This is a genomic window from Rhizobium croatiense, from assembly GCF_019793465.1.
GTDB lineage: Bacteria > Pseudomonadota > Alphaproteobacteria > Rhizobiales > Rhizobiaceae > Rhizobium > Rhizobium croatiense.
In genome coordinates, this window is record NZ_JAILYJ010000001.1 from 376,868 (window position 1) to 395,393 (window position 18,526).

The window sequence follows — 18,526 nt, forward strand, 5'->3', positions numbered from 1 at the left end:
ATGGATCGGGTCTTCCTTGAATATTATGAGGAGGAACTCACCCATATTCGCGCGCTTGCCGCTGAGTTTGCCCATATGCACCCCGCAATCGCGCGCAATCTTTCTCTGGATACCATTCCGTGTCCGGACCCCTTTGTCGAACGGCTTCTTGACGGCGTCGCGTTTCTGGCAGCCCGCACCCGCCAGAAGGTGGACGCAGAAAGCACGCGCTATGTCCGCAGCGTGCTTGAAAACTTCTATCCCGACCTCGTCTCGCCGGCGCCAGCAACGGCCATGGCCTTGCTGAAGCCCGGCCAGCAAGTTCAAACCATGTTTGCCGGTCACCTTTTGAAGCGGGGAACACGGCTCGTTTCGAGCGTCCGACCTGGAATTTCGACACGGTCCATCTTCACCACGGTCCAGGACGTGACGCTCTGGCCGCTTGCGATCAGCTCCGTGACCTACATACAGGACCGAAGCGCACTCGCGGCGGCGGGGATCGACGCCATTGACGGGGTTGCCGGCGCGTCCGGATTGAGCATCACCATCAATCGAACCGGCAAGGGCAAGCTCGCCGACTTGTCGCTCGATCGTCTGGACTTTTTTTTCAGTGAAAAGAGCAAGGCGCCGTTGCTCTTCGATACGCTATTTGGCGCCTGCGCTGGCGTTGGCGCGCGCCCGGAAGGGCGCGACAACCCCCTGAAGCCGCTGCCCGCGCCCGAGATGGTCGGCATATCTGACGACGAGGCGCTCATGCCTCGCACGCGCGAAACCTTTGAGGGCTACCGCCTTTTGCGCGAATATTTTATCGCCCCCGAGCGGTTTCACTATGCGCGTGTGACGGGGATGCGACCGGTCGTTCGCCAATGCGGCGAGAGGCTGGAACTGGTTTTCCTGCTTCGCCGGCCCGTTCCGGAGCTTGCGGGCCTCACGGCGAAGGATCTGGAGCTTTTCGCAACGCCGATCATCAATCTGTTCGAGCGCTCCTGCAGCGTCATCGAGTTCGATCCGCGGCGGACCCGGCAGGTCCTCCACGCCGATCGAACGCGGCCGCGCGATTTCGAAATCTATCGCGCGGTGCGTGTGGAAGACGCCGATGGCGAAGGCTCCGATGCTGAGATACCAGCTCTTTTCAGTCTCGGTCAAAACCGAACAAACGGTTGGGTCTATTTTACAGAACGTCGCCCACGGCGGCCGAGCGAGGACGAGCTTCGTCAGGGACAAACCCGCACATCCTATATCGGAGACGACGTCTTCATCTCGCTCTCACGCCCGGCACAGTCGAAAACGGGGCGGCCGCTCAAGCGGATTGAGGTGACGGCCCTTTGCACCAACCGGGACTTGCCGATACTGGACGACACGCCCTCTCTTACTCTCGAAAGCGGCGATCCTGTCGAGACCGTGCAATTGCTTGGCGCGCTACGCCAGCCCTGGCCTGCCATTCCGGCAACGCTTCCGGCCGGCGCCGTCGAAGCCTCAAGAGCCGATGAACTCGCCTGGCGCTTTATCGCACAATTGTCGCTGAACTTTCTCAGCCTGGCGGAGGAAGGCCGCGGTGTCGACCCTCTTCACGCCCTGCTCGATCTTTATGCACAGCGGGGAGATCCAAGTCTCTCGCGCCATGTACGCGCCATTGCGCGAGTCGAGGCCCGGCCTCTCATCGAGCGCCTGCCGATCGCTGGGCCGATGTGCTTTGCCCGCGGCAGCGACATCACGCTCCATGTCGACCAGTCGGTGCTTGCCGGGCATAGCAGCTTGTTGCTTACGGCGCTGCTCTCGAGGCTCTTTGCACGCTACGCGGCGATTAACGGATTCGTGCGCACAAGAGCGCGGATCCTCCAGAAACAGGAGGATGTGCTATGGCCGATAACGCCGGGCAACCGCTTCCTGATCTGAACAATAACGTCGTCGGATCTGCCGAGCAGTTCGACTTTTTTGAGCTCCTGCGGCGGCTCGAGAATACGGACATGATCTTCGGTCAGGCAGGCCCGCCGCAGCGGGAACCGGCCCGGCTCGGACAGCACATACGGCTTGGTTTTGCCGTGCAGGACATCGCAAGGCTCGAGCCCTCCACCGAAACAGCGCCCGCCCGGGTAACGGTGGCGACGATCGGCTTGCTCGGTCCCGAAGGTCCGATGCCGCTTTATCTGACGCGCTGGGTGCTGGATCGCCTGTCGCAGCGATGGTTTGCCGGTGCCGACATGCGCGAGGTCAGCGACACCACGTTCGTCGACTTCGTCAATGTGCTTCAACATCGCATGATCGCACTCTTCTATCGGGCGTGGGCGGATGCGCACCCGGCCGTCCAGATCGAGCGCGCCGAGGGCGGTCGCATTCGTGCCATGGCGGCGGCCATGGCAGGGATCGGCCTGCGAGGCAGGGCTGAGCGTGAGCCGACCGCGATCGACCTGACGAAGCTTGCTCACGCCGCAGCCCTTGCCCATCAAGTCGACGGGCCTGAGAGGCTCACGCAGTTTCTTGGCGATCATTTCAAGGTTCCTTTCAAGCTTCGGGAATTTGTCGGTGTCTGGATGGACATACCGCTAAGGATCCAGTCCCGCCTTGCCGGCGCCCACGCACAGCTTGCCAGAAGCGCCACGATCGGGCCGAGAACATTCCAGCGACAGCAACGGATCGAACTTTCCGTCGGACCGTTGACGCTTGGAGATTACGCAGCCTTTCTGCCTGGCAGCGAGCGTCGCGCAACCTTGCAAACGGCAATCCGCGATCTGATGGGAAACGGGCTCGATGTGGATGTCAGGCTCGTGCTCAAACGAGACGAGGTTCCCGCAGCCCAGCTGGGAAAAGCGCGGCTCGGGCATATCGCCTGGCTCGCTCCGAAACAGGATCGAGGCGACGCAGCTGATTTGTGCATGCGCACCCTCGTTGGTTTTCGTCCTGAGATTGCGGAGGCCACCGCATGACCTTGATCCTTACCCTCGAACAGTCCCCCAGGCCCCAGGCCGTGCGCCAGATGCGGCTCGTCGAGGGCGAGCTCGTCATCGGTCGGAGCGCAGACGCCGACTGGCGGATCGACGATCCGGACATGTATGTTTCCCGTGCCCATTGCACTATTGCTTGCGTTCACGGTCGATATCAGGTGACGGATACGTCAAGCGGCGGCCTCTTCATAGACGGAGCGCGCGCACCACTTGGAGTGGGAAATTCCGCCCCGTTGCATGACGGCGCCCGGCTGCAGTTCGGCAATTATGTCGTCCGCGTCGAGCTGCAAAGCATGCAGGCAGAGCGCCCGTCTGAACAAACGACATCGCCGCCGCCGATCGGCTTCGAAGGGGATTCTTTCTTCTCGGAACGCAGCGAGCGGGTTGAATCCCCCCGGCGACCCGCCGGATTGCCTGACCCATTCGAACACCCCGCTGCGGCGCCGTTTGCCGATCCCGACCGACAGGAGCCGAAAAAAAACGCCCCCCTGTTCGACGATCCGTTCAGCCTCGACCCGCTACCGGCCCAGCGGCAGGACAATCGGGCCTGGGATCTTTTTACGACGGGCACGGCTGCAGAGCCGCCGGCTCCGGAGCTCGCCACACCACAAATCAGGCCGCAAGCCAATCCGGAACCACAGACGGAGCCGAGGCAGCAGAAGACAGCGCCGATCGAGACCGACCTGCGCGACGCCTTTCTGCGCGGATTGGGCTTCCGTGGCGAGGAGTTTCCGTCTGCCGATCCCGTCGTCCAAATGGAGAATTTTGGCCGGGAGTACCGGATGATGCTGGAAGGGTTGATCCATCTCCTGCGCAAGCGGGCCGAAGAAAAGGGCGAGGCCCGGATCGCACAAACTGTTGTCGGGGCCTCCGAGGTCAACCCTCTCAAATTTATGCCGACCGTCGACGATGTCATCGCGACGTTCCTCACGCAACGCAATGTCGGATTCCTGCCGCCCGAAGCGGCGATCAACGGCTCCATCCGCGATCTCGCCCACCATCACGTGCGCACATGGCGCGGCGTCCAGGCCGCGCTGGCAAGGATGGTGGACCGCTTCGATCCGGCGGCGCTGGAAAGCGAATTGAAGTCTCAATCGGCCTGGGACGCGCTGCTTGCCGGCGGGCGACGGGCAAAGCTCTGGGAACTTTACGAGAAACGCTATCGCGAAATTGCCAGGAGCGCATCAACGCGCTTCCTCGGCGAAATCGGCAGCGATTTCCGGGACGGCTATGAAGAGAGGGAGAAAGAATGATGCTTAACCGACGTGGTTTCTTGATGATGCTCGGTGCGACAGGCTTGATTTCCGGTTGCATGAGCGGTCCGCCAAAATCCTCGACCGTGACCGTAAAGGCGACAGGACAGGCGGGGATGAATCTTGCCGCTGATGGCGGGGATCGCCCGGTAACCGTGCTCGTTCTCAGGCTCAAGGATGTCGGAAAGTTCAATTCTGCCGATATTTTCGCCCTCCAGTCCGACCCTGCTTCCGCACTCGGGGCAGACCTTCTCGGCTCCGACCAATTGACCGTCTCTCCCGGCGGATCGGCCACCAAGACGGTGGCGTTCCCGCCGGAAGCCACGTTCCTCGGAGTGGTCGCGTTTTTCAGGACGCCCGGCGGCCGTGTCTGGCGACAGGCAGTCCCGGTCAAGCCGGAATCGACGGTGACGGCGAATGTAGCATTGAGTAGCGGCGGCATGGCGCTCGCGCTCGCCTGAATGGAGGGCGTTCCAGCATGACGGATACGAATAAGGTGCTCTGGTCCGAGGGGCTCTTCCTTCGGACGCAGCATTTTCAGCAGCAAGACCGGTATACCGAGGCCCTGATACGCGGCGCGCTGCAGGCGGGGAGGTTGCAGACCTTCGGCTTTAGATCCCTTACGCTGGATACCGCACAGCTTGAAGCAGGCCGCGTTGCCGTCTTGTCGGCGCGCGGCATTTTTCCGGACGGCACGCCCTTTTCCATTCCCGAGACGATGGATGCGCCGGTGCCATTGACCATCACCCGCGACATGGGTGCGGGGGCGGTGCAGCTTGCCCTGCCGCTGGAACCGCCAGGCGGCGCTTGTTTCGATGCCGCTCATAGCGAGCCGACCGGAGCGCGTTATAAGGGACAGATCGAACGCGTCCGTGACGCCGTCAATGGGGGCGCCGACCCGGAAGAGATCGAGATCGCCCGCCCCCAAGCCCTGCTCCTGTCGCCGGTGCAGATGACCGGCGGCTATACCGCGATGCCGGTTGCGAAGGTCGACGGGCTGCTGGCCGACGGCAGCGTCGCGATGGGGGAAAACTTTCTGCCACCAGCCCTGACGACCGGCGGCGTGGCTTTCTACGGCCAGTTGATGCAGGAGGTGATAACCGGGCTCGACCGTATCGCCGATGCACATGGCAAGATGGTTCTCGGCGGCGCCGGCCGCAGCGTGGAAAATCTGCTGGTCCTCGATCTTGCCAACACGGCGCGTCCGCGGCTGGCCCATATGCTCCCCCAGGAGGTTTTTCACCCGGCGGAACTCTTTCTCGAACTGAGTGGGCTTGCGGGGCGAATGGCGACCTACGGCTCCGGCTCCCGAAGGCTGACCGAGCTTCCGACCTATGATCACATGGCGCCGGGACCTGCCTTCGCGGCGCTCGCAGACACTTTGCGTTCGCTGCTGCTCAGCCTGCGTTATGTCGAGCCGAAGTCGCGGGCACTTCCCGTACTCAAACACGCGACCAATGTCTGGAAGGTTCGGGTCGACAATCCCGAATTGCTGACCGCCAGTCGCATTGTCGTGCGGGTCGGATGTGACATGTCCGAGGAGGCGCTGCGCAAAATCTTCGTCGATCAGGTGACGGTGGGTGCTGCCGACGAATTCGAGGCCCTGTGGAAGTCACGACTGCCGGGCATCCGTCTAAAGCCGCTTCATTCGCAGCCTCGCGAGATCCCCTATGACGGTGACCGTCTCTGCCTTGAACTCGATCAGCGCAGCGAGCATTGGGAATCCCTTCTGCGTTCGCCCGGCTTCGTAATCGGCGTGTCCGGTGTTTTGCCCAGCGAACCGCAGGTCGACTGCTATTCGGTTAACAGGTAGCGCCATGGCAAGTGAGGATCCATTCGGTCTTTCGGGCGATAAGGGTCGTACACGCATCCGCCCCCCGCCCCCGGCGAGCGCAAGACAGCTTCCTGCTGGCGGAATCCTGGCAAGAAGGGCGCGGTCTCATCCAAACAAACTGATCAGTGCCTTTGCAAAGTTGCTCGAATTTGCACCGGAACTCGAAAGTGCGTTGCCACCGAGCAATCCAGAAGTGCTGCGAACGAGACTGATGGAAGAGCTCGTTTCAGCGCGAGACGCTGCGGTAGCCTCCGGTTCGGCGCTTGCGCGGGCGGACTCGGCTGCCTGGGCCGTCGCCTCGCTTCTCGACGATCTGGCGCTGAACACGCCCTGGGGTGGAGCAAGCGCGTGGCCGCGCCAGCCCCTGGTCGTCATGCTCCGCGGCGATGTCGATGCCGGAGCGCAATATTTTGCCAGGCTGGAAGAATTGGAACGCCATCCCGGTCGTGATCAGGAATTGCTGGAGCTTTATTATTTCTGTCTGGCGCTTGGTTTTCGCGGCAAGTACCGTGTGCCTGGCCGTGCGGGCGACCGCTCCATCAGCGCCGTTCGCGCCGCCGCGGCTCGTTTCCTGCGTGACGCCGATGCTGAAGCTGCACCACTCTCGCCCAGATGGGAGGGCGTTGCGGCGGCTGACGAGCCATCCCGTTTTGCCGTGCCGATCTGGGTCCTTGCCGTCGTTGCGGCAGCACTGTCGACGGCAATTTACATGTTGTTGTCGATGCGGCTCGATACCAAGGCTGAGGAGCTCGCAACGCTGGTGCGGGCACTGCCGCCGCCCGAGCGGGCGGAAATATATCGCCCCGAGAAGAGGACACCACCGCCGAACGCACCACCGGTAGAGCCCATTATTTTCCAATTGCTGCCGGAATTTCGCGCCGCAGCGCCCGCTTCCCTGCTGCCGGCACTGAAAGGAAATGAAAACGCCTCGTCGGTTACGCTTCTTTTGCAGTCAAGTACACCGGAGCTTTTCCAGTCTGCCAGACCCGAATTGACGAAGAGCTTTGAACCGCTTGTTGCTTCCATCGCAGCGGTTCTCAAGCAGAATGCGGAGCTGATCGGCGGCATTACCATTACCGGGCACACTGACAATGTCCCGCTGCAAGCGAGCAATCCGCTGTCCAATAACCAGCGCCTCTCCGAGGCCCGCGCTGCAACGATCGCCTCATTGCTGGCCGCCTCCGGCGTGCCGACAGGGCAGGTGAAATCGCAAGGACGCGCGGCGACACAGCCGCTTGCCGCAAACGACAGCCGCGAGGGTCGGGCCGCCAACCGCCGCATCGAAATCCTTATTCAAAAGAGGCTCTGAGATGGCGATCTTCCGGTTCCTCTGGGCTGTTCTCACCTCTCGCTGGCTCTGGACCTTCATCGGGCTCATTTTGCTGTCCCTCATCGTCTGGATATTCGGTCCTATCGTCAGCGTCGGAGACAGTGCGCCGTTTGCTTCCGAGATCGTGCGACTGGTCATCATCGGCCTTTTGTTCCTCGTGTTCATCATCTGGTGGGCTGCGGCGCGGCGGCGTGCGGTGCGCGCCAACCGTCTCTTCGTTTCCGAGATTGCCCCGCAGCCCGAGGCTCCGCCAAGTCCAGCTGAAGAGGGCGTTGCCGCCGTCGGAGTGAAATTCCGGGAGGTCATGGCGGGTCTCAAACGCCAGAAGGTCGGCGGCCGAAAGTTTCTCCGCGAGATGCCTTGGTATGTCATTATCGGCCCGCCTGCGACCGGCAAGACGACAGCCCTCCGGCAATCCGGATTGAGTTTTCCAATCGATCTCATCGACGACCTTCACGGCGTCGGCGGCACGCGCAACTGCGATTGGTTCTTCACCGAGGAGGCGGTGCTGATCGATACCGCCGGTCGCTACGTGCAGCAGGAGAGCCAGCCGGAGGTCGATGCAGCGGAATGGCTGGGCTTCCTCGATCTCTTGAAAAAGCACAGGGGCCGTCGTGCGTTAAATGGCGTCATCGTGGCGCTCGGCATAGACACGCTCTCGGAAGACGATGCGGCGATCCGGATGCATGGAAGGCAGATCCGCAAACGCTTGACCGAGCTTCAGGAACGCATCGGGATCCGCTTGCCAGTCTATCTCATGCTGACGAAAGCGGACCTGATTAAGGGCTTCGAAAGCTTCTTCGGGGCGCTCTCGACGGCCGATCGTGAACAAGTGTGGGGAGTGACCTTCCCGCCACGCGCCCGCATCGAGGGCATCGAAGTCACCGAGGAATTTTCGGCCTTGGCCGGCGTGCTCGAACGGCGTCTCATTCCGCGTCTCGAAGGCGAGGAGAACCTGACGGCCCGGGCGGAAATATTTCGTTTCCCAGCCCAGGTCGAAAGCCTTTCAGAACCGGTTCGTGTGCTGATTGAGACCGTCTTCGGCGAAAGCAAATATGCGGAAAGCGCCTGGTTGCGGGGTATCTATCTGACCTCCGCCACCCAGGAAGGTACGGCAATCGACCGGCTGACGGCAGCATTGGCCTCATCCTTCGGCCTGCCCGCCCAACCCGTTGCACCAATGTTGCGGGCCGAAAAGCGCAGCTTCTTCCTCAAAGACCTGCTGACGAAGGTCATTTTCAAGGAGGCGGGCCTCGGCACCTTCGATCCGGCTGCAGAGGATCGGCGCATCTGGATCTGGCGCGGCGCCGCCGTGGCAGCAACAGCATTCGTGGTCATCGCCGGTCTGTTGTTCACGATATCCTATCGGAAGAACGACGCCGCCCTGGCGGCACAGGCCGAACAGCTCGAGGCCCTGCAGCTTCCCCTGACGCCGGTTGCGGCGCGCCAAGCGCCGGTGGATCCACTCGACCTTGATTTGGCGCTCGAAGCCGCCACGGAAGTGGCGAATGCACGGACCTACCAGCCAGGCGGAATAGCCGCCTTAATAGGTCCTTCCGCTGAACCCGAAATTCTCCAGGCGCAGTCAGACGCCTACAACCGCAGCCTGCGCAATATATTGGAGCCACGCATGGTCGCGCTGCTCGAGGCGACGATGTGGCGGCAGATCCGCGATCCCGAGTTCCAGTTGGGGGCGCTGAAAACCTATCGCATGATGACCGGCCTGTCGCCGATGGACACGGACTTCGCCAAGCAATGGTGGACGGAGAAATTGCCTGAATCGGCGCCCGTGCCACCTTTCAAGACCGAGATGGCAGCAGATCATCAGCTTGCAGCGATCGACAATATGGCAACGGAACAGGCCTTCGTCGCTCCTGACGAAGCGCTGGTAGGCGAAGCGCTCCGCACGATCTGTTCGATCCCGCTGCCGGTGCGCGCCTATAGCGCGCTGCTCTCCGATCCGGAGGTCACGGCGTTGAAGGAATGGATCCCGGCAGATCATGTCGGCCCGAACGGCCTGAAGGTTCTGGCGCGGCGCTCCGACAAGACGCTGAGGGTCGGCATCAGCGGTGCCTTCACCTATGACGGATTCCATAACGTGATCCTAATCCGGCTCGAAGACGTCGCAACGCAGGCTGCGCTAGACCGCTCGGTTTTTGCCGGCGGATGTTCCGAGAGCGCCAGCCCGTCGGTCGCCGTCCTCTCGCAAGATATCCTCAAGCTCTACTATGACGACTATATCGCCAAGTGGGACAGCTTCATGCGTGACGTCAGGCTTGCACCACTGGCCGACCTGCAGACGGCCAGCGAAAACCTCAAAGATCTCTCCAGCGCCGATTCCTCAATGAAGCGTCTGCTGACCGCCATCGTGCGCGAGACGGAACTGACCCGTGCCGATGACGGAGGCGGCGGCCAGGCTCCTCCGCCAGGAGCATCCAAGCTTTTGTCCAAGCTTGGCAAGATCGGCAAACTCGCCGCCAAGGGCGTGAAGATAATGCCGAAAGCCGGCTCCAAGTCGGATGTCGATCTTTCGGGCGCGCTGGTCGCCGAGCATTTCAAACCCATCAAGGCCGCCATTGTCGAGGTCGATGGCCAGCCTCCCGCACTCAATGATGCAGTCGCAGCCTTGACCGCGCTGTCGAACATGCTTCAGACCGTGTCGGCAAGCCCGGATGCGCAGGACGCAATGAAAAGACAGGGCGGACTGGCGGAACTGACCGGTGCAGTGGCAAAACAAGCCGTGACCCTTCCCGATCCGCTGGACGACTGGCTGGCCGGATTGGCCGGGAATACGAGCGCGCTGGCAACAGGGGCGGTCACTTCAGAGCTCAATGCCATCTGGCGTGCCGACGTGCTTCCCTTCTGCCAGGCAGCGCTTACCAACCGCTATCCGTTCGTTCCCGACAGCGCAATCGATGTCAATGTCGTCGATTTTCAGCGCGTCTTCGGTCCCGGCGGGCTGATCGACAGTTTTATCAATAATAATCTGGTCAACTACATCGACACGACCAGCCACCCCTGGAAATGGCGCTCCGACATCAAGCTCGATCCCCGGCCTCTGGCGGCGCTGGAGCAGGCGCGGCTGATCCGCGACAGCCTCTTCCCGGGAGGCGCTGGGCCAATCCTGACCTTCACGCTCGAGCCGAAAGATCTTTCGCCGACAGTCAGCCGCGTGACCTTGAATGTCGACGGTCAGAGTCTCTCCTACTTCAACAACCCGACGCGCCCGCAGCCCATGACCTGGCCCGGCAAGGATGGAACCGGCGTGATCACCCTCGCCTTCCAGCCCCTCGACGGTTCGCCGGAAGTGATGGTCAGCGAGACTGGAAGCTGGGCGTTTCTGCGGATGCTGCGCGCCGGTCGGCTGAGCGGGACCAATCTTGCCGAGCTCTTCAAGCTGCGTCTTGCTGCGCAAGGGTACTACGCCGATTTCGAGCTTCGCGCGGCAAGTGTCGCCAATCCCTTCGATTTGAAGATGTTTGCGAGGTTCTCGTGCCCGACGCAGCTTTGATCCTGCCCGGATTTTTCGGAAAGCTGCCGGCGATGGGCGATTTCGTCACACGCCGCCTGCCGTCCTCCTTCGTCGGGCGGTGGGACCGGTGGATCAGCCGGCATCTGGTTCACCGATTTTCGCAAGGGCCGATGGAGAACGCTCCGGTGCTGCGGTTTCTGTTGGGCGGGGAGACATTCGGCGCGATGACCGGCGTGATCCTGGCAAGCGCTGATCGTGCGGGCCGCCGGTTTCCGCTGACCATCGCAGCACCGCCCCCACTTGCCGCCATCGAGATTGCAAGCGTGGCCGCAGAATGGTTCGATCAGTTGGAAGCGACAGGGACGTCAGCAAGAGACCACAGGATGGACGGCGACGCGTTGGCCAGCGCCCTTGCGGCACTGCCTTATCCGGCGGCCAAGGCGTGCGACGGCCCGGTTCGGGGCATGGTCTTCTGGACATGGGGAGGTGAGATAACTGCGATCGACGCTGCCATGCCCGAGGCCGCGCTTGGGCAGTTGTTCCCCGAAGATGAGAGCCATGTCCCATGAGGATCTGGAACCAGACCGGTTACCCGACCGAATTCACGATGGGCATGGACAAACAGGGCCTGGAATACATCGTCGTCGTCGTCAAGGGAACCTTCGACTTTCCCGATGTCGCGGGGGGCGTCGCGCAGAAATCGCCCGTGCAAGTCCCGCTGGTCATGGCCGACACCTACACTGGCGAACCGGGTTATTCGGCAACTCTTTGGGAATCCGACTTCGCGTTCCGCAAAACCTTCTGCGACGTCATCGCCAATGGATGCGCCTACGCTCCACAGGGCCGTCCAGCAGACCGCGTCACGGTCGGCATCAAGATTGGAAACTGGTCAAAGGTTTTCGAAGTCCTCGGTCAACGGGAATGGCGTGCTCGAGGCCCGACCTTCGTCGCGACGGCTGCTGAACTCTTCCTGCGTCAGCCCTTCTCATACGATACGGCTTGGGGTGGTGTGGACCGGCTCGATCCTGATGAACAAACGCCTGCAAGTTACAAGCAAAACCCCTACGGCACCGGTTGGGCGCGCACGAGCAATCAGCGCCTTATTCCCGGCCTAAGGCTGCCGAATACGCAAGCAGTAAACGAAGAGATCCGCTCGCCGTTCGGCGACTATCGGCCGATGAGTTTCGGCCCTTATGGTCGGGGTTGCCCGGGCAGGATCGAGTTCGCGGGGACCTATGACCAGAACTGGATCGACAACATCTTCCCATTCCTGCCTCCCGATTTCGATGAGCGCTATTTCCAGATGGCGCCACCCGATCAGCAGATATCTTACCCCGAAGGTGGTGAGCAGGTGATACTCATCAACCTCACTCCCGAGGGAAAGACCTGGTTTTTGCTACCCGATACGGCACTGCCAATGACGATTTTTCGCGATAACGAGATAGTCCTCGACAAGATCATCCGACCCGACACGCTGCTGTTCGACATCGAGAGCAGGCGCTTATCAATGGTCTGGCGAACGGAGGTGCGGATACGGAAAGTCATCACCGAGTTCGAGGAGGCCTGGGTCGGTCCTCCGACTGCGACGATGAGAAGGGCTCGGGAAGAAGGCAAGCAATATATCCGGGACGTGGCAACGCAGAAGGAAATGGTCGCTGATGATGAGGTGAGCGCATGACGACCCGTGCGCTTGACGTCCTCTCCTGCGGGATGGTGACCGCCGTTGGTCTCGATGCGCCTTCGGCCTGTGCTGCCATACGTTCGCGCATTGATGGATTTCAGGAAACCCGATTTCAGTCAGGCCCGGATGAGCCGATCATCGGCGCTCCGATCCCTTTGATGCCCGAAGTTGTGGGCGAGCAGCGTATGGCATACATGGTGACTGCCGCGATCCGAGAAAGTCTGGATGCCTTGTCCACCCCGCGTGCAATGGCCACCCAACTGGTACTCTGCGTTCCCGAGGAGGGCCGTCCGGGTTCTCCGATAGAAGACAGCGTACGGCTCGTACGCCGAATTGGCGATCTCCTTGGAAATTCTGCCACCGGCCCCACGCGCGTGATCAGCGAAGGAAGGCCGGCAGGACATGCCGCCTTGCGAACGGCAGCGCGATTGTTGGCCGATCCTGACACGGACCACGTCGTCATCGCCGGTGTGGATAGTTATCTCACGGCTGGAACGGTCACACACTATCTGGCCGAGAACCGGTTACTGACACCAGACAATGCCAACGGTTTCATTCCGGGCGAAGCCGCCGGCGCGATCCTCTGCGGCCGGGCGGGACAGGGCAGTTTCCGACTCGCCGGGCTAGGGCTCAGTCGAGAACGGGCTTTCATCTACAATGGGCTCGATGAGGACGGGCTGCATCTACCATTGCGTGGCGATGGGATGACGGCGGCTTACAGGGAGGCCTTGGCGGAATGCGGGATCGAAATGGCGGATCTTGGCTACAGGATCGCAGATCTCATCGGTGAGCAATATTGGTTCAGACAATCGGCCCTTGCGTCGATCCGGCTGGTGCGCGGGGCCCACGATTTTCAGGATATCCGGTCTCCCGCCGAATCGCTCGGCAATATGGGAGCCGCCGTCGTGCCCATCATGGTCGGAATGGCGATGACCGCCGCCGCCAAGGGTTATTCGGGCGGCAATCCCGTTCTGATCGAGGCATCCAGCGACAATGGTGCTTGCGGTGCTGCGATCTTCTTATCCCGGGTGCCGTGATGGGAAATGTCTTTGCAAACGGATTGGAGATTTCGGGCAAGGACACCGATGGGAAGACCATCGCCGCATTCCCTGACACCTGCTTCACTCCGCCTCAGACGCCCGCGACGCCACCAGGCGTCCCAGTTCCCTATCCGAGCTTTGGCACGTCGAGCGACACCGACAAGGGGACTAGCACCGTCAAGATCGGAGGCAAGACGGTCAACATCAAGAACAAATCATATCTGTCGAAGACAACCGGTACAGAAGCCGGTTGCGCACCAAAGAAAAACCTCATTACCTCGAAGAATACCGGCAAGGAGTATTTCCACTCCTGGTCGAATGACGTGAAATTCGATGGCGAGCCGGTCATCCGCTTCAGCGACATGGCGACCAATGACCACGCATCGCCTCAGGCCGGTACGCCGCCTTGGGTTCATGTGCTCTCAGCAAATGTCGGAGGAATAACGTGCGGCACACTCCTGCAGAAGATGAACCTACGGCTGCATCCGCACAACAAGAAGAATTGTCCGCAGGGATATCAGTCGGAACACTACGTCGGAAATGAATACTTTCAGCCCGATCGAGCTCATAATACCTCGTACGATCAGTGGAAGGACTACAGTGTGAACAAGGCCCCGTGTGTCTGCATCCGTTCGATGAAGCACAAGAAGGGCGGCGGTTTCCAGGAAACCGGCAAAGGAAGCCGCAAGGACACTCCCCATGACACGAAGACGAAGGCGGTCAACGACTACAACGCAAAACTGGAGGCACAGACTGGCAGGTCGCCCAAGCTACGAGGGGCTGTCGCCAAGGGAACGAAGTCGATCTCCGAACAACACAAGGAGTGCAAGAATTCGAGCCCTGCCACGCAAGAGAAGGTCGCGAAATGCCTGACTATGATATTTATGGCCTATATTCAGAGCGTCGTCGGTCCTCCGCCTCCCAAGAAATCGATGGAGGAGCTTAATGAGATGCGGACGATGCGTCACAGGACAGTGGCATGACCGGGCGCAAGACAATAGATGGGGTGCCCTCAGAGGACGTCTATCTGGAGGTAATGCGTGGCTTTCATCTTGGCGGCACGATTTTTGGCGTGTCGATTGAACTGAGCGATGAATATAGAGAACGTGGGCGTTCCTATCTGCTGTTGGTGGAGTTTACCGGGCGGAGCGCCCGGTTTCACGTGCTGTTGCAGCTAGAAAACCAGATGTTGGCGCACATCAGCAGTTCGCAGGATGATCATGTGTTTCTTGAGGTCGGCGGCCTGACCCATTTCCTGCGCGGCGGTTCGCACAGCACCGCAAGGGCCCCGGAACCCTTCTTTCACAAGATGTTCCGTCTGCCTGATGGGGCGCTCTTCATTTACGGCGAGGACGGCTGCGTGTGTCGTTTTGATGGCATTTCGTGGCAGCCGATCCAATCCGTGGTATCCTCATTCCTGAGAGCGATGCATGGGCCGTCGGCCGAGCTCCTTCACGTGGCCGGTAACAACGGTACCCTCCTCCATCTACAGGGGGACCGTTGGCGGCAGGTCCCGCTCAATTTCAACCGCTCAATCGAAGCGATCCATGTGTCCCCCAACGGGGCGATCAGCATCGGTTGCGAAGACGGCATCTGCTTTGAGTACCGGGACAATCTGTTGAAGGAGATTAAGGCGCCCGACAGTGATTTCATGTCGATATGTGACTTCAAGGGCGCGCGGTTTTGGGGTGACAATCACTTCGGGATTTTTGTCGAAGACAATTACGTCCTGAAAGAGTTCAGGGCTTTGGACTTTGCCTATGCGATGCAGCCGTCGCCCGATTTGCTCGTCGTCACCGGGTGGAAAGAGATCTTCGTGTTTGACGGAAATTCCTGGTCGGGGTTCGAATTTGGCTACGATGGACAGCTGTACATTCAGGTCATCGATATGAGCAGGCGTTATCTCTGAGCGCTTGCGCCGTTGGCGGTCAGATATTCCCTGACCTTGTCCGGGTCCAGTTCTTTCACAGGGATCAATCGTCTGGCGCTCAGCATCCGCACCACAAACAGCTCGCCTGCCTCGGGAAATTCCGCATATCGTTCCTTGGCGATCTCCTGCCCTGCTTCCCCCGCCACTCGTAACCCGTCGAGATGGGCCTCAAGCCGCTCGACCAGGCGAGCGAGCCGCTCCTCATCCATGTCAGGATTTTCGTCCGGATGAAGCAGATGATAGTTATAGACGGTCCATAGAAACGCCGCCATCTCGGCATGTTGGCGGACAATATCGCGAAGAACGGGCGCGGCTGGCATTAGTTGAGGTTCACCGATCCACCACGGACGCGATTGGCCGCGCTAGCGTGGCTCGTCACATAGGTGCCGCGGATGGTGATGTGCCCGTCCTTTTCCATGATGATGGTCGCCTTGCCGCAACGGAGCTCGATCCGCTCCTCGGCGGTGATCTGCACGCGCTCGCCGTCACGGACGACCGTTGGCGTCGAAGACCTGCGGGCCGGATCGATGATACGGCCTACGATTAGCGGTCGCGACGCATCTCCGCCTTCGAAGAGCAGCGCAACTTCGGCCCCGACCATCGCGGAGGTAAGCTCGGCCAGGCTTCGCGCACGTACGGCAATTTCCTCAGGATTGCCGGGATAAACGACCAGGGGCACACCTGCATCGAAACCGAGCAGCAGCCCGATGACCACTCCCTCGATACGCTCCACTACATCGGACATATGATCCTTCCTCAATTATGATTGATCTTGCTGCCCTTCCATGTGACCTCTCCCGAGGCCTTGCCGTTGAACTTGCCCGAGGCGTTGATCGAAATGTCCTTGCCTTCGATCGATATCGTGCCGTCCTTTTTCATCGCGATGCTTGCCGACCCGCACTTGATCACGACCGAGTCTCCAGCTTCGATCAGCAGGTCCTGTCCGATCTTGATCGCTCCATCCTCGCCCACCTCGACGAGACTGCCCTTGGCGACTTTCACCGCCCTGCTGCCGCCAATTTCCGTCGCATCGTCGTCGCCGATCTTGGCGCTGCGCGCTTTGCCGATGCTGCTCGTCTGCCCGCCACCAATCGACACGCTCTGGTCCGAACCGACGTTCCAGCTGTCGGAGGCGCCGATGTCGTGGCTCTGGCCGGCACCGACGCTGACGGAACGGGACGCGCCGATCGTATTCGATTGCGTCGCGCCGACCGATCTGGTCTCTGTCGCGCCGACGCTATCGACGCGTGCGGCGCCAACCGTTACTGTCTGGACGATGGCGACGGCCTGGCTGTGATTGGCGCCGATCGTCTCTGTGGAGTTTGCGCCGATACTGATCGTCTCGTTGGAACCGACAGTAAGCGAGCGATTGGATCCCACCGTCTCGGTATCATTCGATCCGATATTGACGGTGCGGTCGACACCAACCTTGGTCGTCTTGTTGTTGCCGACATCCTCGTCGAGGTTCACGCCGACGGAGTGTTTGGCGTTGTTGTCGATGCGATCCGACTGATCGTGTTCGACGAGCTTGTTGCGATCGTGCTTGATCAAAAGGTTGTGGTCCTTCTGCGCCTGGAAATAGACTTCCTCCGATCCGGCTTTGTCTTCGAAACGCAATTCGTTCCAGCCACCGCCCCCCGGCGAGGAATTCGTCTTCAATCCGGATTGCGTGGCGTTTCCCGGCAACTCGTAGGGCGGCATTTCCTTGCCGTTATAGACCCTGCCGGTGATGATGGGTCGGTCAGGATCCCCTTCGAGAAAGTCGACGATCACCTCCTGGCCGATCCGAGGAATCTGGATGAAGCCCCAGCCGGCACCGCTCCAGGTCTGCGACACGCGCACGAAACAGGAGCTGTTCTGATCCTTTTTGCCGAGGCGGTCCCAGTGGAACTGCACTTTCACGCGTGCATATTTGTCGGTGAAGATCTCCTCGCCCGCTGGACCGACCACGGTCGCGGTCTGTGGCCCGCGCATGACCGGCCTTGTCGTGGTGCGCGGTGGCCGATAACTGATGGACGTCGGAGCGACCTGAAAAATTGCCCGGAAGGTTTCCTCCCCTGTATCGGCGGCAGGCCGGTAGCCGGGGTCGAACAGACGGTAGTCGGCGCGAAGCACGACATATTCCGCGTTCTGGTCCTTGCGCGGGAAATTCTCGAGTTTGAAGGTGCAGCCGGAGGCGAGACCCCGTACCGTGCCGGCGGCAGCAATCCGCTGATGTGCCGCCTGAATTTCCTCCCGCCGCACGACGGCAACCGCATCGCCGCGGCCGACCGTCAGATGCGCGCCCGGATGGCGATAATGCTCACCCTGCGCCTCTGCGTGAGAGAAAGGTTGCGCCGATTGCGCCATGAGGTCGGCGCCCGGCTTGGTGAAATCGTAGTCCGTGTGAGCGAAAATGCCGGGCTGGACGGAACTGGTCGAAACCCAGTCCGTCATATATTCCTCATCCCGACGCACGGGGTCGCCCTCGGCCCGGAACTTGACGCTCCCGTAGCCTGGCGCCGGCTTCAGCTTGTTCATTGCATCGGCAAGGACGAGGGTGTGTTCGCCCTCAGCATACTCGAAGAAATACATGATGCCTTCGTGCTCGAGCAGCCGCTGCACGAAGTCGAGGTCGGTTTCGTCATATTGCACGCAGTATTCCCTCGCTTCGTAGGAACCCTGCAACCGCTTTTCGAATTTTGCCGCCTTGTATTTCGAAAAGATCTTCTCGACGATTTCGACGACGCTCATATTCTGGAAGATCCGGCAATCGGTGCTGTTGCCGAGCAGCCAAAGCCAGGGCCGCACCTCCGCCTCGTAGTAGGCAAACCTCTCCGCGATGCGCGTCAGGCGAAAATCCGTGACGAGCCCGCTGAACCAGCGCTTCTTGTCTCCGCTTTCTCCTTCAACCGACAAGGGTTTTCCGAGCAGCTTCAATGCGTCGACATTTTCATCGGAACTGATGAAGCCGACAGTGAAGGCAAAACACCGGCTGACCTCATCGCGGCCGATGAAATGCGTGAAGGTCAGCGCTTCGGAACCGAGCGGCGTCTGGACGGTTGTCTTGCGATCATCAGCCATGC

The 18,526-nt window shown here is 60.7% G+C and carries 15 protein-coding genes; 12 read left to right on the forward strand and 3 right to left on the reverse strand.

Going from position 1 to position 18,526, the window contains the following annotated elements; all coding sequences use genetic code 11:
- From tssF to K6M89_RS01715, 12 genes are read left to right on the forward strand one after another with little or no spacing between them, the layout of a single operon-like run.
- Positions 1-1,875, forward strand: a complete 1,875-nt coding sequence (tssF, locus tag K6M89_RS01660) for a type VI secretion system baseplate subunit TssF (protein WP_222138197.1) — start codon at positions 1-3, stop codon at positions 1,873-1,875.
- A complete protein-coding gene (gene tssG / locus K6M89_RS01665; protein ID WP_222138198.1) occupies positions 1,839-2,903 on the forward strand; it encodes a type VI secretion system baseplate subunit TssG in 1,065 nt (354 codons plus the stop codon). Before tssF ends, tssG begins: the two co-directional genes overlap by 37 nt.
- On the forward strand, positions 2,900-4,174 hold the full coding sequence (tagH, locus tag K6M89_RS01670) for a type VI secretion system-associated FHA domain protein TagH (protein WP_222138199.1): 1,275 nt from the start codon (positions 2,900-2,902) through the stop codon (positions 4,172-4,174). The genes tssG and tagH overlap by 4 nt, the downstream gene beginning before the upstream one ends.
- Positions 4,174-4,635 (forward strand): type VI secretion system lipoprotein TssJ, encoded by a 462-nt coding sequence (gene tssJ / locus K6M89_RS01675; protein ID WP_097581222.1) that lies wholly within the window; start codon positions 4,174-4,176, stop codon positions 4,633-4,635. Before tagH ends, tssJ begins: the two co-directional genes overlap by 1 nt.
- Positions 4,636-4,652: 17 nt before the next feature.
- Positions 4,653-5,987 carry a type VI secretion system baseplate subunit TssK gene (gene tssK / locus K6M89_RS01680; protein ID WP_222138200.1) on the forward strand — a complete coding sequence of 445 codons (1,335 nt, stop codon included), beginning with the start codon at positions 4,653-4,655 and terminating at the stop codon, positions 5,985-5,987.
- Positions 5,988-5,991: 4 nt separating this feature from the next.
- Positions 5,992-7,317: a type IVB secretion system protein IcmH/DotU gene (gene icmH / locus K6M89_RS01685; protein WP_222138201.1), complete on the forward strand. Its 1,326-nt coding sequence runs from the start codon at positions 5,992-5,994 to the stop codon at positions 7,315-7,317.
- 1 nt (position 7,318) lies between these two features.
- Positions 7,319-10,849: a type VI secretion system membrane subunit TssM gene (tssM, locus tag K6M89_RS01690; protein ID WP_222138202.1), complete on the forward strand. Its 3,531-nt coding sequence runs from the start codon at positions 7,319-7,321 to the stop codon at positions 10,847-10,849.
- The gene (tagF, locus tag K6M89_RS01695) at positions 10,831-11,379 is read left to right on the forward strand and encodes a type VI secretion system-associated protein TagF (RefSeq protein WP_222138203.1); all 549 of its coding nucleotides are present in this window, start codon (positions 10,831-10,833) and stop codon (positions 11,377-11,379) included. The genes tssM and tagF overlap by 19 nt, the downstream gene beginning before the upstream one ends.
- Complete coding sequence (locus K6M89_RS01700) at positions 11,376-12,488, forward strand: DUF2169 family type VI secretion system accessory protein (protein ID WP_222138204.1); 1,113 nt, start codon at positions 11,376-11,378, stop codon at positions 12,486-12,488. Before tagF ends, K6M89_RS01700 begins: the two co-directional genes overlap by 4 nt.
- Positions 12,485-13,528, forward strand: coding sequence for a 3-oxoacyl-ACP synthase (locus K6M89_RS01705; RefSeq protein ID WP_222138205.1), 1,044 nt, complete (start codon positions 12,485-12,487; stop codon positions 13,526-13,528). Before K6M89_RS01700 ends, K6M89_RS01705 begins: the two co-directional genes overlap by 4 nt.
- On the forward strand, positions 13,528-14,514 hold the full coding sequence (locus tag K6M89_RS01710) for a DUF4150 domain-containing protein (protein WP_097581199.1): 987 nt from the start codon (positions 13,528-13,530) through the stop codon (positions 14,512-14,514). Before K6M89_RS01705 ends, K6M89_RS01710 begins: the two co-directional genes overlap by 1 nt.
- Positions 14,511-15,440, forward strand: a complete 930-nt coding sequence (locus K6M89_RS01715) for a hypothetical protein (protein ID WP_222138206.1) — start codon at positions 14,511-14,513, stop codon at positions 15,438-15,440. Before K6M89_RS01710 ends, K6M89_RS01715 begins: the two co-directional genes overlap by 4 nt.
- Here K6M89_RS01715 and K6M89_RS01720 read toward each other — a convergent pair.
- Genes K6M89_RS01720 through K6M89_RS01730 form a run of 3 tightly spaced genes read right to left on the reverse strand, consistent with a single transcriptional unit; the run spans position 15,431 to position 18,524 of the window.
- Positions 15,431-15,781, reverse strand: a complete 351-nt coding sequence (locus tag K6M89_RS01720) for a hypothetical protein (protein WP_222138207.1) — start codon at positions 15,779-15,781, stop codon at positions 15,431-15,433. The two genes, K6M89_RS01715 and K6M89_RS01720, sit on opposite strands and share 10 nt — an antisense overlap.
- Positions 15,781-16,206 carry a DUF6484 domain-containing protein gene (locus K6M89_RS01725; RefSeq protein ID WP_222138208.1) on the reverse strand — a complete coding sequence of 142 codons (426 nt, stop codon included), beginning with the start codon at positions 16,204-16,206 and terminating at the stop codon, positions 15,781-15,783. The genes K6M89_RS01720 and K6M89_RS01725 overlap by 1 nt, the downstream gene beginning before the upstream one ends.
- A gap of 11 nt (positions 16,207-16,217) precedes the next feature.
- The gene (locus K6M89_RS01730; RefSeq protein ID WP_222138209.1) at positions 16,218-18,524 is read right to left on the reverse strand and encodes a type VI secretion system Vgr family protein; all 2,307 of its coding nucleotides are present in this window, start codon (positions 18,522-18,524) and stop codon (positions 16,218-16,220) included.
- Positions 18,525-18,526: the final 2 nt, after the last annotated feature.